General features: G+C 55.0%; 24 protein-coding genes. 7 read left to right on the top strand and 17 right to left on the bottom strand.

What is annotated here, in order from left to right; all coding sequences use genetic code 11:
* Window positions 1-26 precede the first annotated feature (26 nt).
* The 8 genes from RJ53_RS03215 to RJ53_RS03180 all read right to left on the bottom strand — a co-directional run bounded on the left by RJ53_RS03215 (window position 27) and on the right by RJ53_RS03180 (window position 8056).
* Window positions 27-983, bottom strand: a complete 957-nt coding sequence (locus tag RJ53_RS03215) for an HD domain-containing protein (RefSeq protein ID WP_211530181.1) — start codon at window positions 981-983, stop codon at window positions 27-29.
* A gap of 694 nt (window positions 984-1677) precedes the next feature.
* Window positions 1678-2574: a tetratricopeptide repeat protein gene (locus RJ53_RS03210; RefSeq protein ID WP_211530180.1), complete on the bottom strand. Its 897-nt coding sequence runs from the start codon at window positions 2572-2574 to the stop codon at window positions 1678-1680.
* An 11-nt stretch (window positions 2575-2585) separates the two neighbouring features.
* Entirely contained in the window at window positions 2586-3881 is a 1296-nt protein-coding gene (gene brxD / locus RJ53_RS03205; protein WP_211530179.1) for a BREX system ATP-binding protein BrxD, read from the bottom strand.
* Window positions 3862-5649, bottom strand: coding sequence for a tetratricopeptide repeat protein (locus tag RJ53_RS03200; protein WP_211530178.1), 1788 nt, complete (start codon window positions 5647-5649; stop codon window positions 3862-3864). Before RJ53_RS03200 ends, brxD begins: the two co-directional genes overlap by 20 nt.
* A complete protein-coding gene (locus RJ53_RS03195; RefSeq protein WP_211530177.1) occupies window positions 5646-6341 on the bottom strand; it encodes a glycosyltransferase in 696 nt (231 codons plus the stop codon). Before RJ53_RS03195 ends, RJ53_RS03200 begins: the two co-directional genes overlap by 4 nt.
* A 4-nt stretch (window positions 6342-6345) precedes the next feature.
* Window positions 6346-6861 (bottom strand): DJ-1/PfpI family protein, encoded by a 516-nt coding sequence (locus tag RJ53_RS03190; protein ID WP_211530176.1) that lies wholly within the window; start codon window positions 6859-6861, stop codon window positions 6346-6348.
* Window positions 6862-6916: 55 nt separating this feature from the next.
* Entirely contained in the window at window positions 6917-7363 is a 447-nt protein-coding gene (locus RJ53_RS03185; RefSeq protein ID WP_211530175.1) for a GNAT family N-acetyltransferase, read from the bottom strand.
* Between the two features lie 12 nt (window positions 7364-7375).
* A complete protein-coding gene (locus RJ53_RS03180) occupies window positions 7376-8056 on the bottom strand; it encodes a PEGA domain-containing protein (RefSeq protein WP_211530174.1) in 681 nt (226 codons plus the stop codon).
* Between the two features lie 88 nt (window positions 8057-8144).
* Here RJ53_RS03180 and RJ53_RS03175 point away from each other — a divergent pair, with 88 nt between their 5' ends.
* The 7 genes from RJ53_RS03175 to RJ53_RS03145 all read left to right on the top strand — a co-directional run bounded on the left by RJ53_RS03175 (window position 8145) and on the right by RJ53_RS03145 (window position 14441).
* Window positions 8145-8561 (top strand): PaaI family thioesterase, encoded by a 417-nt coding sequence (locus RJ53_RS03175; RefSeq protein ID WP_211530173.1) that lies wholly within the window; start codon window positions 8145-8147, stop codon window positions 8559-8561.
* Between the two features lie 82 nt (window positions 8562-8643).
* Window positions 8644-10230, top strand: coding sequence for a glutamine hydrolyzing CTP synthase (pyrG, locus tag RJ53_RS03170; protein ID WP_211530172.1), 1587 nt, complete (start codon window positions 8644-8646; stop codon window positions 10228-10230).
* 4 nt (window positions 10231-10234) lie between these two features.
* Window positions 10235-11152, top strand: a complete 918-nt coding sequence (gene guaA, locus RJ53_RS03165) for a glutamine-hydrolyzing GMP synthase (protein ID WP_211530171.1) — start codon at window positions 10235-10237, stop codon at window positions 11150-11152.
* A 5-nt stretch (window positions 11153-11157) separates the two neighbouring features.
* Window positions 11158-12291, top strand: a complete 1134-nt coding sequence (locus RJ53_RS03160; RefSeq protein ID WP_211530170.1) for an aspartate aminotransferase family protein — start codon at window positions 11158-11160, stop codon at window positions 12289-12291.
* On the top strand, window positions 12263-13330 hold the full coding sequence (gene hisC, locus RJ53_RS03155; protein ID WP_211530169.1) for a histidinol-phosphate transaminase: 1068 nt from the start codon (window positions 12263-12265) through the stop codon (window positions 13328-13330). Before RJ53_RS03160 ends, hisC begins: the two co-directional genes overlap by 29 nt.
* The gene (locus RJ53_RS03150) at window positions 13327-13842 is read left to right on the top strand and encodes an adenylate kinase family protein (protein WP_211530168.1); all 516 of its coding nucleotides are present in this window, start codon (window positions 13327-13329) and stop codon (window positions 13840-13842) included. Before hisC ends, RJ53_RS03150 begins: the two co-directional genes overlap by 4 nt.
* Window positions 13839-14441: a CDP-alcohol phosphatidyltransferase family protein gene (locus RJ53_RS03145; protein ID WP_211530167.1), complete on the top strand. Its 603-nt coding sequence runs from the start codon at window positions 13839-13841 to the stop codon at window positions 14439-14441. Before RJ53_RS03150 ends, RJ53_RS03145 begins: the two co-directional genes overlap by 4 nt.
* A 12-nt stretch (window positions 14442-14453) precedes the next feature.
* Here the strand turns inward: RJ53_RS03145 and RJ53_RS11760 are convergent, their stop codons facing one another.
* The 9 genes from RJ53_RS11760 to RJ53_RS03090 all read right to left on the bottom strand — a co-directional run bounded on the left by RJ53_RS11760 (window position 14454) and on the right by RJ53_RS03090 (window position 22929).
* Window positions 14454-15839, bottom strand: coding sequence for a PKD domain-containing protein (locus tag RJ53_RS11760; protein ID WP_281412418.1), 1386 nt, complete (start codon window positions 15837-15839; stop codon window positions 14454-14456).
* A 121-nt stretch (window positions 15840-15960) separates the two neighbouring features.
* Window positions 15961-17154, bottom strand: coding sequence for a radical SAM/SPASM domain-containing protein (locus RJ53_RS03125; protein WP_211530166.1), 1194 nt, complete (start codon window positions 17152-17154; stop codon window positions 15961-15963).
* Window positions 17151-17633, bottom strand: a complete 483-nt coding sequence (gene ahbB / locus RJ53_RS03120) for a siroheme decarboxylase subunit beta (RefSeq protein ID WP_211530165.1) — start codon at window positions 17631-17633, stop codon at window positions 17151-17153. The genes RJ53_RS03125 and ahbB overlap by 4 nt, the downstream gene beginning before the upstream one ends.
* Window positions 17620-18177, bottom strand: coding sequence for an AsnC family transcriptional regulator (locus RJ53_RS03115; RefSeq protein ID WP_246495957.1), 558 nt, complete (start codon window positions 18175-18177; stop codon window positions 17620-17622). Before RJ53_RS03115 ends, ahbB begins: the two co-directional genes overlap by 14 nt.
* Window positions 18110-19216 carry a radical SAM/SPASM domain-containing protein gene (locus RJ53_RS03110; RefSeq protein ID WP_211530164.1) on the bottom strand — a complete coding sequence of 369 codons (1107 nt, stop codon included), beginning with the start codon at window positions 19214-19216 and terminating at the stop codon, window positions 18110-18112. The genes RJ53_RS03115 and RJ53_RS03110 overlap by 68 nt, the downstream gene beginning before the upstream one ends.
* A 112-nt stretch (window positions 19217-19328) precedes the next feature.
* Window positions 19329-20165, bottom strand: a complete 837-nt coding sequence (locus RJ53_RS03105; RefSeq protein WP_211530163.1) for a hypothetical protein — start codon at window positions 20163-20165, stop codon at window positions 19329-19331.
* Complete coding sequence (locus RJ53_RS03100; RefSeq protein WP_211530162.1) at window positions 20162-21007, bottom strand: polymer-forming cytoskeletal protein; 846 nt, start codon at window positions 21005-21007, stop codon at window positions 20162-20164. Before RJ53_RS03100 ends, RJ53_RS03105 begins: the two co-directional genes overlap by 4 nt.
* Window positions 21008-21019: 12 nt before the next feature.
* Window positions 21020-22255: a 2,3-bisphosphoglycerate-independent phosphoglycerate mutase gene (locus RJ53_RS03095; protein WP_211530161.1), complete on the bottom strand. Its 1236-nt coding sequence runs from the start codon at window positions 22253-22255 to the stop codon at window positions 21020-21022.
* A gap of 59 nt (window positions 22256-22314) precedes the next feature.
* Window positions 22315-22929 (bottom strand): 30S ribosomal protein S3ae, encoded by a 615-nt coding sequence (locus RJ53_RS03090; RefSeq protein ID WP_211530160.1) that lies wholly within the window; start codon window positions 22927-22929, stop codon window positions 22315-22317.
* Window positions 22930-22931: the final 2 nt, after the last annotated feature.

Below are 22931 nucleotides of genomic sequence, written 5' to 3'. Positions count from 1 at the left end.
AGAGAATTTGTGGAAGGGAAATAATCCTATATCCTATACACCGGCCTCCCACCCTTCTCTCCCCGCCACTTTCCTTCGCCCCGGGCAAGCCCTGCGATATCATCTGCGGTCTCACGGAGTGTTGCACTCGAGATATCAGCGAGGTGCACCGCCCAGGCTTCCGATGTCCGTGGCGCCACATCGCCGTGGTCGCCATGATGTGACTGGACGATATGGAGAAGATGAAGGAAGATTGCCTCATCACAGTAGTCCCTGAACCTCTCCAGGAAGGTGATCCCAAGCGGGATGTGGCCGATGAGATCGTACTCGGGGCGGGCGGCAAACCCGATACCTTTCTCTTCAAATGAGAGTGCCTTGCCGATATCATGGAGGAGGGCTCCGGCGATGACCAGGTCACGATCAAGTTTGAAGCTCTTCTGCGCATCAACCATGGCAACCGCTATCTTAGCGGTCTCGAGGGTATGTTCAGCAAGTCCTCCTGCATAATCATGGTGGCGTTTCTTGGCGGCAGGCTTCTCATAGAATCCGCCCACGTCCATCAGGGCGAGAGAGACGATCAGTTTTAGCTGGCCGTTTTTTATTGTTGCTGCGAGGTTCTGGATCTCTTTAGCCGTCTCTTTGATATCCACCGGCGAATAGATGTACTCCCCCTTCTCAGATGCCGGGATGGCAACCGGGGCGGCGAGGTCCATCACACCCTCATTGACATTCACCTCGCAGTCGCCATTGTAGACCTTCGCACCCCCCCTGATCCGGTAGACCTCTCCCGGCTGAAGGCTCCGGCCGAGCATCTCGATCTCTTCTGTGGTCTGGGATGCAATCCCCCAGATCTTGCATGGTATCTTCCCGGTCCTGTCCGAGAGGATGGCATGGAGATACTTCCCGTCCTGCCGCTTCTTCTTCTCTTCAATGCTCTCAAGGAGGAAGAGAGTGTCAACCGGCCTTCCATCACTGATATCTGTTATATACTGGGTCTTCTTCATAGGGTCACCTGGTAGGGCTTGTGGTTCTGACAATTGTATGAGGATCTGGTCGTTGAGACGTATTTTGTGTATCGGTAGGGAGCGGGCAGATTGTTTCATCGAAATTACCCTTTGAGATTGTAGTGGATAGTATGGCAATCAGGATTCTTATGAACGGTATATACACATGTATAGCTTCTATGCTCAGATAGTCCTCCATGTCATCCAGTAATCCTGACCCTGAAATTACCTCAATGTAATGAACTCCAGTGAAAGAATCAGCTTGGCGGGGTCTTCATAATCTGAAAAAGCCGGGCCAGAGTTTTGACGATTTGATTGCAGAGATGATTTGACGAGAGCAAGCCTTCCTTGAATGGAAGAGGATAGCCGGGATTGACAATAATGGTGAATATATCCCCTTAGATCCTGAGGGAAGTTTGAAAGATCATTAACTGTATCGCAAACAACCGTTCTTTGCTATTGAAAAGGTTCGTTATAAAGAGTATATCACCAGTAAAGAACGGTCATCGGAGAAGGTCCCCATCTGGATTTTTTCTGCCCTTCTTTCACGACCCGAAGCCGGGAAACGTCAGATTATATCCCTTCTTTTACTTTTCATTCTCGAATATACTGAAAAAGCATGAAAGGTTCTCACGACGGCGGGATCCGACCGGGTCACCAGGCAGGCCCGGATCAGATCAGCTCCCTCACCCATCTACGGAGAATCCATCCTCTCCCGTGGCTCCCGGATCTCCTCATCACCGGGATCAAGAATGCAGAGCCGTGGGCTCTCACGTGCCTTTGCATAGGCCTCACCCGCCTCGGCATACCGCCCAAGCCGGGCGAGCGCCAGCCCCCGGTAGTACCATTGAAACCGGGCTGCTGTATCAAAGGTGATCACCTTCTTCCATGATTCGATAGCTTCCGCATGCTTCCCAAGGGCATCGAGGGCAGAGCCCCGGACGTACCATGCATGGCAGAACTCCGGGTAGATCGCAATCGCCCGATCGCATGATTCAACCGCCTCCTCATATCTGCCGAGGGCATAGAGGAGTGCTCCACGGAGAGACCATGCATCCACATACCGGGTCTCGATTGCCAGTGCCCGATCATACGAGTCGAGCGCCTCCTCATGCCGCCCCAGTACCTCAAGGGCATGGCCCCGGTTGGTCCATCCGAGGGCAAACCCGGCATCATGATGGACCGCCTGATCAAAGGCGTCCAGGGCCTCGTCATACCGTCCAAGAGCACCGAGTGCCAGTCCACGGTCATTCCAGGCACCGGCATGCTTCGGATTAATCGCCAGTGCCCGGTCATAGGACTCAAGCGCCTCCTCGTACCGGCCGACCGCCTCAAGGGAATTGCCCCGGTTGATCCATGCCGGACAATGGCCGGGCTCAAGCGTCAATGCCATATCATAGGACTCGATCGCTTCGGTATGGCGGCCGAGATTGCTCAGTGCAGCACCACGGTTGTGCCAGGTATCGGCATGGCCGGGGTGGCGGGCAAGGGAGCGGTCAAATAAGGCGAGCGCTTCGTCATAGCGGCCGGCTAGAGAGAGCTCGACCCCTTTGTTGAAGTCGCTTTTTCTGAGGAAGTCAAATAATCCCATAGCTGCTCACCTCACCACGCAACCTCCATCACCGCCCGCTCCTCCTCCGTGACATCCTTCTCCGATCCCCCCTCGAACCGGTACTTCTGCATCGGATCATACTCCTCATGCAGAGCAGCCTTATCCAGGATATCCACAAACTCCCGGAGGAAGATCCGGGGGATGACATCGACCCTGCCCCCGAACCGGGAGGTGACCCGGGTGATCATCGCCCTGATGAACCGGAGATTCACCCGGCTCCGGTCAACCTCCCCATAGGCCTCCCCATAGATCTCAACAACCTTTGCTGCCACCGCCTCAAGCCGCGTCTCATCGAACCGTGCGAGGACGATCTGTGTCTGGAGGGGATTGGCAAACCCGTCATCCTCGATCGTCTGGAGACGATCATAGAGCGGGGGGAGGGATCGGATCCCCTTTGACCCTTCGAAGAAGGACGGAGTGCCGGTGAAGAGGAAGAAGGTATGCGGAGATTCGTTCCGGTCGACAGCATCAACGATCCGCCGGAGATTCACGTATCCCTTCTCCCTGAGGGGACGGGATGACCCCTGGGCCGTCTCGGTCTCATCGATAGCGATCGCGAGGCCCCGGTAGCCAGCCTGAACGATGATTCGGGTGATCCCCCGGAGGAAGGGGAGGGCGGTCCCCTCATCCACGGCACCTTTCACGCCGGCCTCGGACTTGAAGGCCCGGCCGACGGTCCCTTCCCCGGCGATCCAGCCGAGGGCCGCCTGGGCAACGGCGAAATCGCACCGGTTATTCGCATGATAGTATGTCCTGACCGCAGCAGCAAGCCCGCTGTTCTCTTCGGAGATACGGAGGAGGAGGGACTCAATCTCAGCGGATGCATCCTGCTCAAGCTTCTCCTCATCCTCATCTCCACCGACCGCGATCAGCCGCTCCTCGACCCGGTAGATCCATGAGTCGATGATTGATTTGAGCGCCCGCTCCCCGCTCTCCGTCCTGAGACCGCCGATGATGGCGCTGTACATCGATGCGATCTTATGCAGCGGGGTATCAGGGGAGATGACCAGATGGGAGGTGACAAATCCGCTGGATCGGGCTATCTCAAGAGCCCGGCAGACGAAGAAGGTCTTCCCGCTCCCATAATCGCCCCGGACGAACTTCAGATCGGACCGGCCGGTCGCCACATAGTCGAGCTGATCGGTGATCGCCCGCTCTTCTGCATCGATTCCAACAGCAAGCCGTTCAAGGCCGGATGCCGGGACCGTCCCTCTGCGGAGGGCATTAATGATCCCGACACTCTCAAGCCTCAGATCGCTCTCCCGTTCACGTTCCAATCCAGGCATAGACCTCACCATGTTCTGACATTCCTCGTCGTTCTATAATCGAAAGCCCGGCATCTCCTGCTTTCCGGATAATTCCGTTGATGATCCCGGCAACCCTTCGTGTCCCAAGGAGGGTGCGAAGCTCCATCTCATGCGTCTCCGTATGCTTCCTGATAAAGTCAACCGCCTTCTCCTCCCGCTCATCCAGATGGAGAAGCGCTGCAAGAGGGATCTCCTCTTCCTTCTCCTCCCCGCCTCTCCGGAGCATCACCGGATCCTCGGTCAGTGCATGCTCTTTTGCAAAACCAAGGAGCGGGATGAAATCCTCGATTCTGATCGAGGAGGGATAACAGGGCATCACGTCAAGGCCGGTCAGACAGTGTTCCTTGCATGCCTGGTAATCCCCTTCATCAACGGCACCGGATGCGGCATAGAGTGAGGTGACGGCGAGGATCTCCCGGCCTTCCGCACTCAGCGAAGGGAGTTCCTTCAGTAGCCGTTGCTGAAGGGACGAAGAGATCCGCCTCTTCCGGTACAGCTTCTCTTCGCCATGGACGATGGCCCCCGCCACCATCTCGAGATCCTGCACCTTTGAGAGGTGTGAAAGAATATAGAGCATCACCTTCTCGCTCTCCCGCTCATCGCCGACACGTGCAAGATATGCGGCATACGCAAGCCCGCCACGGATATAGTCACTTCTGTATCCCCGGTAACAGGCATCCCGTGCAGCAACATGATCGCCAAGCTGCTCATACATCTCACCAAGCGGGATGAGGCAGAACCAGGCAGGGTGTGGTGCAAGGAGCTCGTTCACCTGTTTCACCGCCTCCTTTTCAGGCATCCGGGAGAGGAGGAACCAAATATACTTTCTGATGATCAGGATCAGGGAGTCGGGATCTTCGAGCGTCCCGAGCTGGGATGAGACGAGTCTGGAGAACTCCTCTGATGCCCGCTCCATCGACCCGCTCCGCGCCAGCAGATCACAGAATGCCAGATGGTAGATGGGATCATAGGCATCTGCCAGGAGCTGTTGCAGGAGATCTCCTGCCTTATCCACGTACCCAAGCTGTTTCGCAAGGAGGGCCGCTTCAAAGATAAGTTCAGGATCTCCCCCGTCTTCAATGGCCTTGAGGTATCCGGTATAGGCCTCATCAGGACGGATCTTTGAGAGGGAGGAGAGCCAGAGGCGGCGAAGGAGTGAATCGTTATCCCCGACCCATCTCTTCCCGGCAAGATCAGCGGCATCCTCATATCGCCCGCAGGCGATGAGCGCCTCGATATAGAGATGGAGGTGATCATCCCCGGATCCATACTGATTGTACAGAGCGATCGCCTCCTCACCTTCGCCGATGGCGATGAGAGAGGCGATCAGGGGGGGAAGAGCAGCGAGATCCTTCCGCTGCCGAAGAAGAATCTTCAGGACAGGGATAGCAGCCCGGTGATCACCCCTCTCTGTCAGGAGGGCGGCGTACCTGGTGAGGGCGGGGCGATCACCGGGATCGAGCCGGACCGCCACCATGTACTCCCTGAACGCGGATGCATCACCCTGGAGCTCAAGAACCCGAGCGAGACCCCGGTGGAGACGGGCCGATCCCGGAACCGACCGGATGAGATCAAGATATGCCGCTTTCGCCTCAGAGAGCCGGCCAAGCGAGGCGAGGTTCTCTGCTGCAAGGATATCATATGCGGGATCACCCCTCTCCTGGCAGAGGGCGAGCGACTCCTCAAACATCCCTGCCTCATGGAGATGGAACGCCCGCTCCAGTGTATCGTTCTCACCATTCATCATAGAAACCTGATCCGAAGAAGGCCGACGAGCATCAGCAGGGCATCTTTCAGCCCGACACTCGATCCGCCCCGATCACTCCATTCAATCGGCTCCTCGATGATGGCATACCCTGCCATCTTCGCCCTCCAAAGGAGCTCGACATCAAACTCAAACCCGGTAGACGAGACATCATCCAGAATTTCATCGAGAACCTCGCCACGGAAGACCTTTGCACCGCACTGTGTATCGGAGTAGGTAAGCCCAAAGAGGAGCCGGATGATCATATTAAAGAGCCTGCTCTGGAATCGCCGAAGAAGACCCTGACGAACCGGGATGACCGATCCGGCAACCCAGCGGGATCCGATGACACCATCTGCAGCATCGAGCCGTGAGAAGAGCCGCTTCATCTCTCCAACCGAGGTGGATCCATCCGCATCGCAGAATCCGATACAGGGGCGGGTTGCAGCCCTCATCCCGGCGATGGTACCACCACCCTTTCCAAGACGGGCCTCAAACGAGAGGCAGTGGATACTCCGATCAGGATGGCTCCGGATGAATGCAGAGACGAGATCCGCTGTACTATCCGTCCCGTCGGCAACGATGATCACCTCCCCTTCGAATGTCAGGAGATCCCGGAGGAATGCCTGGATCCTCCCCTCTTCGTTATATGCAGGAATGATAAGGCTGCAGTTCCTCTCTTCAACCTGTGGCATGGAATTATTGTTTCAATGCAGCAACAACCGCTTCTCCAAAAGCCTTTGCAGCACCAGGCCCGTTGGCGGTCACGATCGTTCCATCTGTCACAACCGGATCCTTTGAGATGATCACACCGGCCTCATCCATGACACGGTTTGATGCGGGACTCACGAAGAAGGTCGCCCGACGCCCGTTCAGGACACCGGCAATCCCAAGGATCGCGGGGGATAGGCAGATGGCAGAGACGACCTTTCCACGCTCAAAAAGGTCCTTCACAACTCCGACAAGCTCGGCGCTGGTCCAGAGGAAGTCCTGTGACCCGATCCCGCCGATGATAACGATGCCATCATACTCGTCCGGATCTGCGTCAGCGAAGGTGACCGTCGCCTCAACCCGATCCCCAAGCATCCCAAGGCATTCGCCGGTCTGTGTCGATCCGATGACGACCTCGATCCCCTCGGCGTTGAAGACCTTCAGTGGCTCGCTCAGTTCCTCATCACGGAACCGGTCTGGTGCTACAGCTATCAGGAGTTTCATGTAGTAAGATATCGGGAACAATGCCATTAAGGGTTTTCTTATAGCGGCAACAGGATCAGATTCGTCTCCTCAGGATCAGCCGGTCTTCAGCCGGTCCGAAGTACTCCTTCCGGAACCCGACCTCCTCATATCCAAACGAGAGATACAGCGGAACCGCCCGGCTGTTTGCCGGAGACACCGATAGAAAAACCTCCCGGACAGCCATATTCCCGAATTCATCATGGAGGCGATCCAGAAGCATTCTTGCGATACCCTGTCTCCGATATGGCTCGGCCACCTGGAGCCGGAGGATCCAGCCCTTCTCGGGAGCGCCTGAGACGAGCGACCCGATTGCATACCCGGTGATCTGATCATCCACGGAAGATACAAAGAACGTCGGAGCCGCCAGTGCCTGCATCTGCCTGATGAAGACCGAAGCACCATATACTGAACCTGAGCTTCCCACCTCAAGGGTGACAACCTGATGAAAATCCGGCTCCTCAAAACCTCGAATAACAACCATACAAAAAAGAGATTAATCCTTCCTTCTGGAAAGGATCAAAGCGATACCTGCAAACGCTGCAAGAACCGTCAGGAGAGAGATCGGAGACGGGGTCGGCTCAGGCTGCTGCTGAAGGGTTGCATGGAGCTTCACCGTCTCGCCGGCTGCCGGCCAGTCGGTGATCTGGCTGGTGAAGTCGGCGTATCCGGCCTTGGAGACGCGGTATGTCTGGTAGGGTGTCCCGGTGGTGTAGACCTGTGTGGTCAGTTCGCCATTGGCTGTTGTTCCCTTGTAATCATTGTCAAAGTAGACGCTTGCACCATCAACGTTTGCATAGACGGTGTAGTATCCGGTACTCCCACCAATGGGTGCAGGCGCCGGGGCCGGCTCAGCAGGCTGCAGGGTTGCATAGAGATCAACAACCTCTCCCTGTGCCGGGTATTGATTGATCGAGCCGGAGTAGGGAGTGTATCCATCTTTTCGGACCATGTAGGTCGTTACCGGGGTGCCGGTCACATAATACTCGATGTAGAGCTCGCCATTGGTGGTCTGTCCCTTGTACTCCCCACCAAAGTAGACATCCGCACCATCAACATTGCTGATCACCTTAAACCATGCTTTATCCCCCCCGATCGGCCCTGTCATCGCCGATGCTGCAGGAAGGATCATCGCTATTGCGATGAAAAGTACCATCCAGTTTTTAAAAGAAACCATGAGTTTTCCTCATCTTTTCAAGGAATCTACTCTGATATAAAGTATACCCTGAACAATCTTTAAGAGCACCTGATGGAATGTGTATTCGATGGATTATATCAGACGACTCAGGGAAGATTCCGACATGGCCAACCCCTTCTTCAGGACGATGGGGGTCTCCGTCATCTCGTTTGGTGACGGAACTGCAGAGCTCTCCATGGAAGTAACGCCGACGATGCATAACGGTGTCGGGTGGCTCCAGGGAGGCATATTCGTCGCCCTCGCCGATGAAGCGATGGCGCTTGGCCTCTACACACTCCTCTCTGAAGGAGAGGGGATCGCAACCATCTCCGAGACGACAAGTTTTCTGAGGGGGGCACGGGAAGGGACGATCATCGCGCGCGGATGGGTTCTGAGACGTGGGCGGAGAGTTGCTTTTATGGAGGGCGAGGTGAGGAGAGGGGATGGATCCGGCGAACTCCTTGCAAAGACGACCGCTTCGTTTGCGATCGTCTCTCCCCATTAAGAAGCAGATATACACCTCTTTACTCAAAGGATGCGAAGGATAATAGTTGTACAGAAGAGACGGTTATAAAGCGGGGTTCTGTGTGAAGTATATTGTTGTTACCGGAGGGGTGATGAGTGGTCTTGGAAAAGGGATCACCGCCGCCTCGATTGGAAGAATTCTGAAGAACAGGGGCTATATCGTCACAGCAGTGAAGATCGATCCCTATCTCAATATCGATGCGGGCACCATGAATCCTGCTCAGCACGGCGAGGTCTTCGTCCTCCGTGATGGTGCCGAGGTCGATCTCGATCTTGGAAACTATGAGCGGTTCATGGATATCGAGCTGACGAATGATCATAATATCACCACAGGAAAGGTCTACCGGACCGTCATTGAGAAAGAACGACGGGGAGACTATCTTGGAGAGACGGTTCAGATCATTCCGCATATAACCGATATGATCAAATGTCAGATCAAAGCTGCTGCAGAGAGCTGGAGAGGGAGCGAAGGGGCAGCAGATGCCTGTATCGTTGAAGTCGGAGGGACTGTCGGCGATATCGAGAGCATGCCGTTCCTTGAAGCGGTGCGGCAGATGCATGGGGAGGCTGCACCAGGCGACTTCGTCCTGATTCACGTCACCCTCGTCCCCGCCGATACCATGGGTGACCTCAAGACGAAGCCGACCCAGCATTCAGTCAAGGCACTCAGGGAACTTGGGCTCTACCCGGATATCATCGTCGGCAGAAGCGATCTCCCCATCGGATCAAATACAAAGAGAAAGATCTCTGCCTTCTGTGATGTCCCGCAGCAGGCGGTCATCAGTGCAACGACGGTACCGGATACGTATCATGTCCCAATGGAGCTTGAGAAGGAGGGGCTGGCGGATGTTCTCACCGATCTCCTTCAGCTGGAGGTCCGCCAGCCATCAAATGACTGGTACCGGATTGTCACACGAGAGTATACCAACCGTATCACCGTTGCAATCGTCACCAAGTACGGAATCGAGGATGTCTATATCAGCATCAAGGAGGCGCTCAAACATGCCGGGCGATCCCTCTCAACCGAGGTGAATATCCGGTGGATCGATGCTGAAGACTGTACCAATGGAGTCCTGAGCGAGGTTGATGGCATCCTTATCCCCGGGGGATTCGGCTCACGTGGGATCGAAGGAAAGATTGAGGCGATTCGGTGTGCCCGTGAGAAGAAGATACCTCTTCTTGGCCTCTGCCTCGGGTTTCAGCTTGCCGTCATCGAGTATGCACGACATCGTGCAGCCATACCGGATGCCACGAGCGAGGAGATGGGAGAGGGGACGCATGTTATCATGATCCTCCCCGAACAGGAGAATGAGACCGATCTCGGGGGGACGATGCGTCTTGGAGACTATCCGATCTCCATCAGAGCCGGAACCCTGGCAGAGAAGCTCTATGAGAGGGGTGAGATCACGGAGCGGCACCGCCACAGATACGAGGTAAATCCTGAATACATCCCGCTCCTTGAAGAGAAAGGGCTCATATTCTCAGGAAGGAATGGCGACAGAATGGAGATACTGGAGATCCCGGATCATCCATTCTTCTTTGCAACCCAGTTCCACCCTGAGTTCAGATCACGGCCAACCCGCCCTTCGCCCCCCTTCCTCGGATTTGTGAAGGCCTGTATGGCAGAGAAGAAGACAGCAGAGAGGTGACCATATGGTAAATGCACAAAAATTCATCGAAGAATCAGTAGCAGAAATACGCAAAGCCGCAGGAGACGGACATGTTGTCATGGCACTCTCCGGTGGTGTTGACAGCTCGGTCTGTGCAGCACTTGCAGCACGGGCAATAGGCGACCGCCTCATTCCGATCTATGTGGATACCGGCCTGATGAGAAAAGGAGAGAGTGCCCGGATCAGGCAGCTCTTCGGCTCAATCAACTTAAAGACCGTTGACGCATCTGCTGAGTTCTTTGCAGCACTTGAGGGGATCATCGACCCTGAAGAGAAGAGGAAAGCGATTGGAGAGCGGTTTATTCGGATCTTTGAAAAGGAAGCAGTCGCTACCGGGGCTGAATATCTCCTTCAGGGGACGATCTATCCTGATCGTATCGAGAGTGAAGGTGGTATCAAAAGCCATCATAACGTCGGTGGAATGCCTCTTGATATCAAATTCAAAGGTGTCATCGAACCGCTACAGGATCTCTATAAGGATGAGGTCCGGGTCGTTGCAGGAGCACTCGGACTTCCCCCTGAGATCCAACACAGAATGCCGTTCCCGGGACCCGGCCTTGCGGTGCGTGTCCTTGGAGAGGTCACCCCCGAGAAGGTCGGGATCATTCGTGAAGCGAATCATATCGTTGAGGATGAGCTTATCGAGATATATTCCCCATGGCAATGTTTTGCCGCACTCATCGGCCTTGGGACCGGTGTGAAGGGAGATGTCAGGCTTCATGGATGGATCGTCGCCGTTCGTGCAGTCAATTCCAGGGATGGAATGACCGCCGATCCAATCAGGCTTCCTTATGAAACACTGGAACGGATATCCTCGCGGATTACATCAGAGATCCCTGGTGTCGCACGGGTCGTCTATGACATCACCGGAAAGCCACCTGCCACAATCGAATACGAGTGAGAAGAATGAGCGATTATCGGAAAATTGATGCGCAATATTATATGCCGGCATTCTCCCGGACGATGATGATCCGGAGAGGGAAAGGATGCACGGTATGGGATGATGACGGAAACGAGTACCTCGATCTCGTTGCTGGAATTGCAGTCTGCAGTACCGGCCACTGCCATGACGACGTGGTAAAAGCAATATGCAGGCAGGCCGGGGAGCTGATCCATTGTTCAAACCTCTACTATGTCCCCGGACAGGCAGAGTTTGCCGAGAAACTCGCAAAGGTCACCAATCTCTCACAGGTCTTCTTCACCAACTCAGGTGCGGAGGCAAACGAAGCGGCGCTGAAACTCGCACGTTTAGCAACAAAGAAGACGAAGGCGGTCTCCTTCATACACGGATTCCATGGCAGGACACTCGGATCACTGGCCGTGACGCATAAGCCCGGTATCCGGGAGCCGTTTGAGCCGCTTGAGCCGAAATGCAGCTTCGTCGAGTATGGCGATCTCGAAGGCCTCCGTGCTGCTGTCGATACGGATACCGCCGCTGTCCTCCTTGAACCGATCCAGGGAGAAGCAGGGATCATCATCCCACCGGAAGGATTCGTTGAAGGTGTACGGGAGATCTGTGACGAGAAAGGCGCCCTCCTCATTGCAGACGAGGTGCAGACCGGGATGGGCCGGACAGGCACCTGGCTTGCAATGCACCAGACGAAGGTGATGCCCGATATCGTCTCCCTTGCCAAAGGACTTGGATCAGGGTTCCCTGTCGGGGCTATCGTCGCACGGGAAGGGCTTGCCTTTAAAAAGAGCGAGCATGGGAGCACCTTTGCAGGAGGTCCTCTCGCATCCGCCGCCGGTATGGCGACGCTTCATGTTATCGAATCACTCCTGCCAGGTATCGCTGCAAAAGGGGAGCGGTTCAGGGAAGGGCTCGCCAGGTGGAACCCACGGGTTTGCGGCCTGATGATCGGGATCACGGTCGGAGAGAAGTGCCCGGAGGTTCAGGAGCGGTGTGCTGAGAAGGGTATCATCGTCAACTGTGCCGCAGACGGCAATCTCAGGCTCGTCCCACCGCTCATCATCACCGAAGCCGAGATCGATCGGGCAACAGGTGTCATCAATGAGGTCCTCACCGAGATCTGCAGTTAGAGACTGCTACCTTGGGGGCGGCTATGTCTTCGCCGCAAAAGCCCGGGATATCGCTGCAGAATACGGGTTTGAGGAGGTGGCACAGCTTGCTTCAAATGAAAACCCCTTCCCTCCTTCAGAGAAGGCCCTGGCGATGGCGTCGGAGGCCCTCCTCTCCGTAAACAGGTACCCGGACAGCAGCCATGATGCACTCAGAGCAATGCTTGAATCGGTCCATGGATGGTCGCCGACCGTCACCGGATCCGGGATGGACGGAATCATCGAAACGGTGGTGCGCACACTCGTCTCACCCGGCGATCTCGTTGCCATCTCATCACCGACCTTCTCCTTTTATGATCTTGCCGTTGTGGCACAGGGCGGAGCGATCAGGCATGTACCCCGAAACCCAGACTACACGCTGGATACGGACGCCTTCATCGATGCAGCAAAGGAGGCGAAACTCTCCTTCATCTGCTCCCCGAACAATCCGACCGGGACCGTCACCGAACCTGCGGATATCGCAGCCATCCTCGATGAGATAGAGGGGATCCTCTTCCTTGACAATGCGTATGTCGAGTTTTCTGATGCAGAGTATATCCCGCTCCTCTCCGAGTATGAAAACCTCATCATCGGCCGGACAATGTCAAAAGTTCATGGCCTTGCCGGTCTTCGGATCGGATATGCCTTTGTACCGGCATGGTATGCACCTTGCTACCATGCTGCCGCAACACCATTTGCCCTGAATATGGTATCGGCAGCAGCAGCGGTCGGTGCCCTCTCCGATCCCGGCTATGCCGGACGGTTCATCGCCCATGTACGACGCTGGCGGGCCATCTTTGAAGAGAGGATACCCTATCCCGTCGTTCCGGGGGGTGCCAACTTCGTCCTCATCGATACAAACCCTGTATCATCACAGGATGCCGTAAGGAGCCTGGCCCGAAGAGGTGTGCTGGTGCGATCATGCGACAGCTTCCCCGGTCTTGGAGAGACGTTCATCAGGGTGAGTATTGGAACAGACCGGGAATGCGAACGATTCCTTGAGGCGATCCGATCCCTATGATGCTCGGCCTGACCGGTGTGCCCGGTACCGGAAAGACGACCGTCGCTGACATCCTCAGGGGGCGGGGAGTTCCGGTGATCCGGGTAAACGATACCATCGAACCATATATCATCGGATCTGATCCGGATCGGGATACCCGAATCATCGATGAGGACCGCTGGGTTGAGGAATTTCCTCCTGTCGAGGGTGTTGTCGAGGGGCACCTCGCCCACCTCCTCCCCTGTGATCGTATCGTTATCCTCCGCTGCAATCCCGAGGTCCTTTTCGAGCGGCTTATCCGGCGGGGATACACAGAGGAGAAGGCTCTGGAAAATGCCCTCGCCGAGGCGCTCGATACTGTATTGATCGAGGTATTTGAGGCATTTGAATCAGAAGTGATTTATGAGTTCGAGACGACAGATACCGATAGCGGGACGGTCGCCGATTTTGTCATGGATGTCCTTGCCGACAGGGCGACACCATCACATGGCCGGTGCGACTGGTCCGACTACCTGCTGAACCGGATGCCATGACCCTGGATCAATTCCGACCCCATCTGACCGGGATAGTACGTCCGGTTGCACGCCTCTCGATACGCATCGGGCTGACACCCAACAGCTCAACTGTTCTTGCTCTTCTTGCGGCGATGATCGCAGGGACCGCCTTCTGGTATCGGGAGATAGGGATCGGCGTCCTCTTCGTCGCCATTAATGCCTTCTTTGATGCAATCGATGGTGCAATCGCACGGGAGCTCGGATCTGCAGGGATGACCGGAGACTTCCTCGATCATGTCCTCGACAGATATGCTGATATCTTCATCATCATCGGGATCTTTGCCGGAGGGTTTGCCTCCTGGGAGATAGGTGTCTTTGCACTCACCGGCGTGCTGATGTCCTCGTATCTTGGAACCCAGGCACAGGCGGTCGGTGTCGGGAGATACTATGGCGGCCTCCTCGGGCGTGCCGACCGGCTCGTCCTGATCCTCCTTGCGGGGATTGCCGACATCCTCTTCCCGGCCGGCCTCTTCACATGGACCTATCTTGGCATCATGCTCCTTCTCTTTGGGATCCTCGGACATATCACCGCCATTCAGCGGTTTCTGCATGTCTGGCGGGAACTCAATACCAAATAACATCCGGATGAACTATGACCATCCATCTCTTTTGTCCTTCCAGACATAGGTATAGTAATAATACGCAGCAGCAGTGAAGGCGGCGAGAACAAGAAGGACCCACCACCATGAACGGAGAAGGGATCCAACAGGTCTCCCTGGATCGTCGGTACTATCCGGCAATACAGAAGACTCATTCTTTTCATGTATCCCACCGGCTCCACCTGAAGTATGTGTGATCCCACCCGGGGGTACCGGTGTCAGAGGTGCAGGCGTCCAGGGAGGAACCGGTGCGGGAAAATCACCGGTGACGATGATATAATCTTCCTCGATCCTGACACTTGATGAAAAATCATTCCGGACAGCGAGGGTTACCGTATATTGCCCCGGTGTTGTGTAAGTATGTACTGGAGACATCTCGTTAGACATACGGCCGTCTCCAAAGGTCCATCGCCACCAGGTCGCCCCTCCCTCAGAGGTATCCGTAAATCGGACGGTGAGAGGTGCTTCCCCGATCCGTGGCGATCCACTAAAGTTTGCAACCGGTGGGGGTCCAACCGGGCCGGGACCGGGAGATGGTGGTGATGTTGGGGTGATCGTCACCGGAGGATTGATCTGAATACTGGTCTGCAGGGTCGCTTTTTCAGTTCCAAAGAGATTGGTGCTCATCAGCGATACGGTATATGTTCCCGCAGATCTGTAGGTGTGCACCGGGTTCTGCTCTGTTGAGGTTTCACTATCCCCAAATGACCAGAGCCATGATGTTGGGGATCCGGTCGAGAGATCAGTAAAATGTATTGTCAGGGGAGCCGGTCCCGTCGTCTTTGATGCCCCAATCTCAGGTACAGGAGGAGAGCCGACAGCGATGTACCGCTCTTTAATGCGATCCACCGTTCCAACGGCATTTGAAACCTGAAGAGTGACATCATAGAAGCCGGGTTCGGTATACGTGTACGTCGGATTCTCCTCATTCGAACTGCTGCCATCCCCAAATGACCAGAGCCATGATGTCGGGGAGCCTGAAGAGAGATCGGTAAACCGAACTTCTCCGGGTGTTGTCACCACAAGAGGTGAGGCGATGAAATCAGGGGTTGGCTCAAGGCCGACACGGATATATTTGACCCGTTTGATCGTACTCTGACCATGCGGATTGGATATCGTCAGCGTCACATCATAGATGCCTTCATCAGTATAGGTATGAACAGGATTCTGCAGGTTTGAACTCTCACCATCCCCAAAGAGCCATAACCAGTTTGTCGGGGATCCGACAGAGGTGTCGGTAAACTGAACACTGAGTGGTGCGGCCCCACCGGATACCGGAGATGCCGAGAAGCTGGAGACAGGTTCAAGGCCTGCTCCGGATGCGCTGATGATAAGAGACAACGAAATGATGAACAGACTTGTAATAATTACCCGCAATGGAGACCCTCCAGATAGTTAAAATTTTGTTACCATATACTACTCATTAATTGATAAATAGTTATTTTTAATTTACAATAAATAAAATATAAAAAGAATAATTAGTATTTTAATAAAAACGTCACACCCGCTTCAGAGAATCACCATTCTCACTGATGAAGCAGAAGGGATCTTCAGCAAAGAACTCGCCATTTTTCATATACGCCCGCACCCGGCATCCCCCTCCACAGAGGACCTGATGGCTGCACGATCCGCACTTTCCTTCAAAGGCGACCGGGCGGGTCCGGAAGAGCTGTAATACCGGGTTGGTATCGTCATCCCAGATCGCTGCAAACGGAGCATCCCGGATATTCCCGATTCGGAAGGTCTCGGATCGGGCAAACTGGCAGGGATAGATATCTCCCCGGTGATCGATGTTTGCAACCTTCGTCCCTGCACTGCAGCCTCCGTTGAGTGAGGCGACGAGCCGTTCAGCATCAGGGAGATCGGGTGATCCGTCATGCCGCATCGAGGCGAGAAGATGGATCGCATCCTGTGGAGCGTCGACGGTCAGAAACTCCATCTGTGCGGGATCGATCTCCTTTGCCTTCCTGTACAGAAGGTTCAGGGCATCGACCACCTGGCTCCCGTCAAGCTGCAGCCGGTCATAGCTCTCGATCCCCCGTCCGGTTGGAACAAGCCAGTACAGGCAGAACCGGGATGCCCCGAGATCGACTGCAAGATCGATGAGAGGTTCAAGCTCTCCAAGATTCTCCTGGGTGAGGGTAACCCGGACACCGCACCTGAGGCCGGCATCCAGGCAATGGGCAAATGCCGCCGTCGTCCGTGCAAATGCATCATCTGATCCCCGGAACCGGTTATGGATCTCTGCATCTGCTCCGTCAAGGGAGATCCCGACATACGAGATCCCGCTCTCCTGTATTCTTTTCGCATATTTCGCATCTATAAGAGTTCCATTTGACGATAGAGCGATGGATAATCCTTTTTCCCGGGCATATACCGCAAGATCACAGATATCATGGCGGAGGAGGGGCTCCCCCCCGGTGAAGAGGATGAGGGGAACACCTGCATCAACAAGATCATCAATGACCCGGAATGCTTCATCTGTTGAGAGCTCATTTTCATCTGCCGCATCGGATCCAGATCGGCTGTAGCAGTGGATACAATGCAGATTGCACGCATTTGTCAGGTTCCAGAAGACGACCGGGCGGTTCATCCCGGAAAATGCAAGATGACGGGACGTCCTCCCTGAGCCATGCCGGGAAAGATCGCTTACGGTTCCCCGTCCATGCATACACTGGGTGATCCGGTTCATCTCAGATCCTCCGTACTATCATCGATCCGGACAGCGGGGAGGCGCTTGAGCTCTTCAGTACTGAAGAGAACAATATAGTCTGTAACTCCGATCTCGTCTGCAATGCTCCTGACCTCTTCATATACTTCGTTCCTGCTCCGTTTATGATGAACGGTATAGATCATATACTCCCATCTCCCCGGTACCGGTTCCCTGAGATAACAGTGTGACACACCGGGTTTTGAAGCGAGTTCCTCATGGCCGGACCAGCCCTCCGGAGGTTTCCATGCAACAAGGGCATTTGCCATGATCCCGATCTGCCGCTGGTTTATCCGGGCACGTATCTTTCGTATGATTCCCTCTTCCCGGAGACGGCGGATCCGGAGGATCACCTCATCCTCAGTGATCCCGAGCCGGAGCCCGATCTCAGCAAATGGCTCATCGGTTAAGGGGATCCCTCTCTCAAGCTCGATGATGAGCCGGCGATCAGTCTGATCCATCTGCATCCTCCATACGACAGTCGAACCGGACATCGATCTTATATGACCGGATCGTCGGGAGATTGAGGATATCCTCATCCGGGAGCCCCGCTTTCTCCTGTATCTCGCCGAGTATCCGGGAGATACGCTCATGTGTCGGAGCGGAGATGGTAAACCAGAGAGAGTAGTGATGCTCGCGCCGGTAATTATGGGAGATCTCCGGGTAGCTGTTGATGATCTCTATCGTCCAATCAGCCTTCTCATCAGGCACATGGAGGGCGACGAGTGTGCCTGCATGGAGGCCGAGGCTCCGGGACTCAAGGACAGGTGTAATCCCGCGGAGGATCCCCATCTCCTGGAGGTGTTCTATATGGCGGAGGAGATCAGCAGAAGTGATCCCGATCCGATCAGCGATCATCTCAAACGGGCGGGGAACCAGGGGAAGATCCTCCTGAAGAGCATCAAGAATGAGGAGATCAATCCGATCTACCTGCATATCAGTCTGTATCGGACCACCCCGCCGGGATATAGGGGCACCAGGGGTCTTCACTGGTGGGATCGCCATCAGCCGCCTCAGGATGACGGAGGCCGTCACACCATCGTGTGGAGACACTCCGTGTCCCTGCATAGGCCCGTGCACGACAGCCGCCGCAGACCGTCTTGTACATACAGGCACCACACCTGCCGGTGAGCTGATCGGGATCGCGGAGCCGTGCAAAGAGTGGAGAACCCGTCCAGATATCAGAGAAGGTCATCTCCCGCAGGTTCCCTGCACTCACCGGGAGGTACGGACATGGCGTGACTTCTCCGGTCGCATAGATCCTGCAGTACGAGATCCCGGCCAGGCAGCCACGCCCCCATCCACCATCACTGATACCATACTCATCTGCGATACGCCGAAACTGTGGGGCACATGTCGGCCTGACCGAGAGGCCGGTCTTCTCATATATCCTGAGGATTTCAGCTATCAGAGATTCATACTCCGGAGGGTTCAGTGGCGCGATCTCCTCACCACGCCCGGTATGCACAGGGAAGAAGATATGATAATCGGTGACCCCCATCTCTCTCCCCATCCTGATGACGGCATCTACCTCATGCATCGAAGGCCGCATCACCGTCATATTGATCTGAACACCGATCCCGGCATCACGGCAGTTCCGTATTGCTGCAACCGCCTGCTCCCAGGCACCTTCCACCCCGCGGAACGCATCGTGGACAGAAGGATCTGTCGAGTCGATGCTGATCGCGGCCGCCTTCAGTCCTGCTTCATTCAGATCCTGGGCCATCTGTGGATCCAGCCCATACCCGGAGGTTCCCATGACCATCCTGAGGCCTCTCCCGGTTCCGTATCTGATGATCCTGAGGATATCCGGCCGGAGGAGTGGTTCACCTCCGCTCAGGATCAGGATCGGAGATCCAACCTCACAGATCTGGTCGATGACACCTTCTGCCTCGACTGTTGAGAGGAGATCATCGGGTTCAGCCGCACCGGCATCCACATAGCAGTGGGGACACTTCAGCGGGCATCTGAGAGTGATATTCCAGGAGATGAGACGGGGTGGATCCGTTGCTCTCTTCACGGTATCATTCCATTCCAAACCCATGCTCCCTCTGATCTTATTCGTGGCGGTACAGAAGATATAGATTGCGATCCTGAAAACAAATCAGGAAAGACTGAAGAGCCGAATGCAAAAAAGGTGATGTTCCGGGGATACCTTACCCGACACAGACCCATCGATCATAGATCGGGTCACGTTCGTTCTCAAAGACCTCGATCGTCCGGTCAAAGGCATCACCCCATTCGACAATGAGCCGTGACTCCCGCTCCGTCCCGACGGTGATCAGCACCTCATCACAGAGATCAAAGAGCACACTGACGATCTCCTCCCAGAGGACTGATTCAAATGAGTGGATCTCACCAAGCATAATTCCAAGGCCGCGACTCGTCTGAGGAAGGAAGAGATCTGCGGACCGTCCATCAATCAGAAGTGTCCCCTCGGGGTCAAGCCGTCCGGAGAGGAGTCCACGGGCGATGAGTGCGGGGTCATTGTCATAAGCAAGAGGTTCCATCCCCATTGAACTGAGGATTGCAGATCCAATGCCGGATCCACAGCAGCAGTCGATGCAGGGACCGCTCCCGGTTGATCCAAAGACCTCGTGAATAAGTGACTCAAGCTTTCCGATCCGATCAGGAGGAAGATCCTCAAATGCAGGAAGGACGGTTGTCGTGATCTCTTCCGAAAATGATCGTCGGAGAGCCCGTTCAAAGATCTTCCGTTCGACCTGGTAGAGATCTCCCCCGACGGTATCGAAGCAGTCCACCTCCGCAGCAGTCAGATCCCGGTACAGGCAGGCAGTCGCCCACCATGTCAAACCATCTGCCGAGAGGGCAAGCGCCATCGGCTCATCCTCGGTATCGATGAGAAGACGGGCTGAACCCTCAACCGCCGAAAGGGAGAAGAGATCAGAGAGTGCCTCCGTCCCGGCAAGATATCCAAATGAAGGTTCGACAAACGATACTGCCGGGACCTCTAAAATCTCTGCAACATTCATTTTTTCTTTCTCCTGATCGTCAGGCCGCCGGTTGACCGGATAACCCCCTCAACGGTGGCATTCTCATCCATCGTCACCCGCGTGCCTTCGACATTGCCGAGGATACGGACATCCTCTTCGATGAAGACCTCATTCTTCGCTTCGACATTACCATGGATCATCGCACCGGATGAGACACGTACCGAATCATCACCCCGAATACTCCCAAAGACCGTCGTCTTCGATCCCACCGTCATCTCTGATCCCTGGATCAGTCCATGAAGCCGGCATGATGATCCGATCTGAACGGGCATCAGAACGATGAGCCGGGATTGGTCAAGAATGGTGCGGGGAGGCAGGATAAGCGGCCGGTCATCATAAGAAGAGAGCTCTTCCATGAACCGGTCAATCTCCTCCTCATGGTCAATCCGAAGCATCGTCATGACATAGAGGATGATATAGAGGATCACCGGCATCGGATTCCTGACCGCAATCTCACCCAGTGCCTCAAAACCCTTTTCTATCGTGACATTATCGCCGATATCAAGATTCCCGGTAACGGTCAGCTTTCCCCGGATCACAACCCCTTCACCGATAAAAGCATCAGTTTCAGCGATGATGTTTCCGTCGATCTCACAGAAGTTCCCAATCCGGAGATCGCCTTCTGCTTTTATATCACCTTGCAGAGAGCATGAGTCGGCGATGAAGATCTCGTCTCCTGAGATCCCGTACTCTATCCGCGAATGTTCACCGATGATCACGTCTCCCGGAGCCTTTAAGATCCGTTCCTGAAGTTCTGTTCCATCCGGGAGAATGCACCCTTTCAGAACAGCCTGCTCCTCAGTCGTGATCTCGTTCTCCATGCAATCTGCTCCTCAGGCACCGTACTTCTGGGATCTATTAATGAGATCGACGAGGATCGGCATAAGATCTCCGCCTCGAACTCTCAGGAGACCTCCTGATGCAACAGAGATCTCATCAAATGCAGTGACTGAATCGACCCTGACATCAGGTCCCCGGATAAGCAGAGGGACGGGATCCCCCGAGTGATCCTTCACCGAACAAGGGGTCGTATGATCACTGCATATAGCGATCATGATATCGGTTCGTGCAAGCAGAGGGGTGAGGGCTCCATCGATAACCTCGATGAAGTCACGCTTCCCTTCTGCCATACCATCATGACCAAACTCATCTGCACCTTTGATGTTCATAAGAACGAAGTCCTTGCGTTCGAGCTCGGACTCTGCGCGGGAGATCTTTGCTCCCAGATCCGAATCGGCAGACCCGGTGATACCGGGAATATCAATATGTTCAAGACCGACTGCAGATCCGATACCTGATATAAGCGCCGCTGCGGATATAACACTCCCTGTCATCTTCCACTTCTCAGAGAAGGGTTCAAACCGGCCCATCAACCCGGCACCCCGTATCAGAACGGCGTTTGCAGGGGCGAGTCCGGATAGTTTCCGTTCTCTGTTCAGCGGGTGATCAAGAAGAATCTCCTGGGACTGGCGAAGGAACTCGTTTGCAACATCAGCTGTATGCTGATCGGAGCCGGCCTCGGTCATCGGTCTGATCTGAAGCGGCGGGAACCCCTCATGCTTTGGATCATTTGATGTCACATTTGCACCAAGCCCGTCACCCCGAAGAGCAAGGGCAGCGCGGTGTCCTGCCCCCGGTTCGAAGAAGATCTCCACACCAAACGTTCTGAGATCCACACCATCCCTGATCGCTTCACAGAGCGGGGTAGTAGACGGAATTCGGCCGGCCCGGCGATCACTGATCGCACCGTTTTCATCGATTGTCGCAAAATTTGCCCGGAAGCCGATCATCCCCGGCTCCATCCGAATCCCGCACCCTTCTGCCTCAAGGGGACCGCGACCGGTATAGTACCGTTCCGGCGGGTATCCGAGGAGGCTTAAATGTGCGGTATCCGAACCCGGCCTGATGCCGGGAGCTATTGTATCCATTATACCACAGATACCCTCTGATGCGAGGCGATCCAGCACAGGTGTCGCTGCCGCCTGGAGGGGTGTCCTGCCATCAAGTGCATCACATGGGCGATCTGCGATCCCATCAAGAATCACGAGAAGTATCTTCTGTGCAGTCATCCTGCATAGATGGTACACCTCGATCTCTTATGAGGATGCCCCTTCAAAAAAGGAAAAAATTATGCGGCGATTGCCGCAGCTTTCTCAGCAGCAGTTCTGACCGCTTCAGTCTTGATCACATCGATCCTTCGGATCGGGAAGATCGTCTTTGACTCTTTGAAGATCTCGCGGGAGATATCGCCGTTTACGGCTGCCTTTGCGAAGGAGTCATAATCCATCTCACCAGCAAGCCGCCGGACAACCTCGACCATCTTTCCACGGATCGCATGTATCTGTGAAACCTTTGCGCGGTTTAAGGTGAAACAGGTGAGTGTCACCTGGATATCACGGCCGCCCTGTACCTTCAGGGTCACCGTGGCATCAATCCGTGAGGTCCGCCGTTTCACATGGGAACGGAGATAGTCACGGGTCACTTCATGGCCGACAAACTCGGTATATGCCGAGTCACCGGCGACATTGTTGATCCGAAACTGCATCTTTATATGCTGTTTTGAGTAATCCTGTGCGATCTCACCGTATGAGACCTGCATAACACGCCCGATCATGTTTGCGGTGTCTGCAGATACTACATCACCGATATACACTTTTCCAAAGACTTCCGGGGTGTAGACTTTATACCAGCTCTTCGCCTTCCAGCCTTCAACCCTTCGTCCAACCTGCTTCTTCTTTGCCATCG

Origin of the sequence: Methanocalculus chunghsingensis, assembly GCF_018132105.1 — an archaeon.
Classification (GTDB): domain Archaea; phylum Halobacteriota; class Methanomicrobia; order Methanomicrobiales; family Methanocorpusculaceae; genus Methanocalculus; species Methanocalculus chunghsingensis.
Note: the sequence above shows the minus strand (reverse complement) of the source record. Positions and strands in the feature narration are given on the sequence as shown.

Excerpts from the sequence above, each read along its gene's own strand:
- RJ53_RS03215 (WP_211530181.1), bottom strand. The coding sequence starts at position 983 with ATGAAGAAGACCCAGTATATAACAGATATCAGTGATGGAAGGCCGGTT.
- RJ53_RS03195 (WP_211530177.1), bottom strand. The coding sequence starts at position 6,341 with ATGCCACAGGTTGAAGAGAGGAACTGCAGCCTTATCATTCCTGCATAT.
- RJ53_RS03095 (WP_211530161.1), bottom strand. The coding sequence starts at position 22,255 with ATGACTGCACAGAAGATACTTCTCGTGATTCTTGATGGGATCGCAGAT.
- RJ53_RS03105 (WP_211530163.1), bottom strand. The coding sequence starts at position 20,165 with ATGAATGTTGCAGAGATTTTAGAGGTCCCGGCAGTATCGTTTGTCGAA.
- RJ53_RS03150 (WP_211530168.1), top strand. The coding sequence starts at position 13,327 with ATGATGCTCGGCCTGACCGGTGTGCCCGGTACCGGAAAGACGACCGTC.
- RJ53_RS03115 (WP_246495957.1), bottom strand. The coding sequence starts at position 18,177 with ATGGCGATCCCACCAGTGAAGACCCCTGGTGCCCCTATATCCCGGCGG.
- RJ53_RS03175 (WP_211530173.1), top strand. The coding sequence starts at position 8,145 with ATGGATTATATCAGACGACTCAGGGAAGATTCCGACATGGCCAACCCC.
- RJ53_RS03145 (WP_211530167.1), top strand. The coding sequence starts at position 13,839 with ATGACCCTGGATCAATTCCGACCCCATCTGACCGGGATAGTACGTCCG.
- RJ53_RS03160 (WP_211530170.1), top strand. The coding sequence starts at position 11,158 with ATGAGCGATTATCGGAAAATTGATGCGCAATATTATATGCCGGCATTC.
- RJ53_RS03180 (WP_211530174.1), bottom strand. The coding sequence starts at position 8,056 with ATGGTTTCTTTTAAAAACTGGATGGTACTTTTCATCGCAATAGCGATG.
- RJ53_RS03100 (WP_211530162.1), bottom strand. The coding sequence starts at position 21,007 with ATGGAGAACGAGATCACGACTGAGGAGCAGGCTGTTCTGAAAGGGTGC.
- RJ53_RS03125 (WP_211530166.1), bottom strand. The coding sequence starts at position 17,154 with ATGAACCGGATCACCCAGTGTATGCATGGACGGGGAACCGTAAGCGAT.
- RJ53_RS03210 (WP_211530180.1), bottom strand. The coding sequence starts at position 2,574 with ATGGGATTATTTGACTTCCTCAGAAAAAGCGACTTCAACAAAGGGGTC.
- brxD (WP_211530179.1), bottom strand. The coding sequence starts at position 3,881 with ATGCCTGGATTGGAACGTGAACGGGAGAGCGATCTGAGGCTTGAGAGT.
- hisC (WP_211530169.1), top strand. The coding sequence starts at position 12,263 with ATGAGGTCCTCACCGAGATCTGCAGTTAGAGACTGCTACCTTGGGGGC.
- RJ53_RS03200 (WP_211530178.1), bottom strand. The coding sequence starts at position 5,649 with ATGATGAATGGTGAGAACGATACACTGGAGCGGGCGTTCCATCTCCAT.
- RJ53_RS03185 (WP_211530175.1), bottom strand. The coding sequence starts at position 7,363 with ATGGTTGTTATTCGAGGTTTTGAGGAGCCGGATTTTCATCAGGTTGTC.
- guaA (WP_211530171.1), top strand. The coding sequence starts at position 10,235 with ATGGTAAATGCACAAAAATTCATCGAAGAATCAGTAGCAGAAATACGC.
- RJ53_RS03090 (WP_211530160.1), bottom strand. The coding sequence starts at position 22,929 with ATGGCAAAGAAGAAGCAGGTTGGACGAAGGGTTGAAGGCTGGAAGGCG.
- ahbB (WP_211530165.1), bottom strand. The coding sequence starts at position 17,633 with ATGGATCAGACTGATCGCCGGCTCATCATCGAGCTTGAGAGAGGGATC.
- RJ53_RS03190 (WP_211530176.1), bottom strand. The coding sequence starts at position 6,861 with ATGAAACTCCTGATAGCTGTAGCACCAGACCGGTTCCGTGATGAGGAA.
- RJ53_RS03110 (WP_211530164.1), bottom strand. The coding sequence starts at position 19,216 with ATGGGTTTGGAATGGAATGATACCGTGAAGAGAGCAACGGATCCACCC.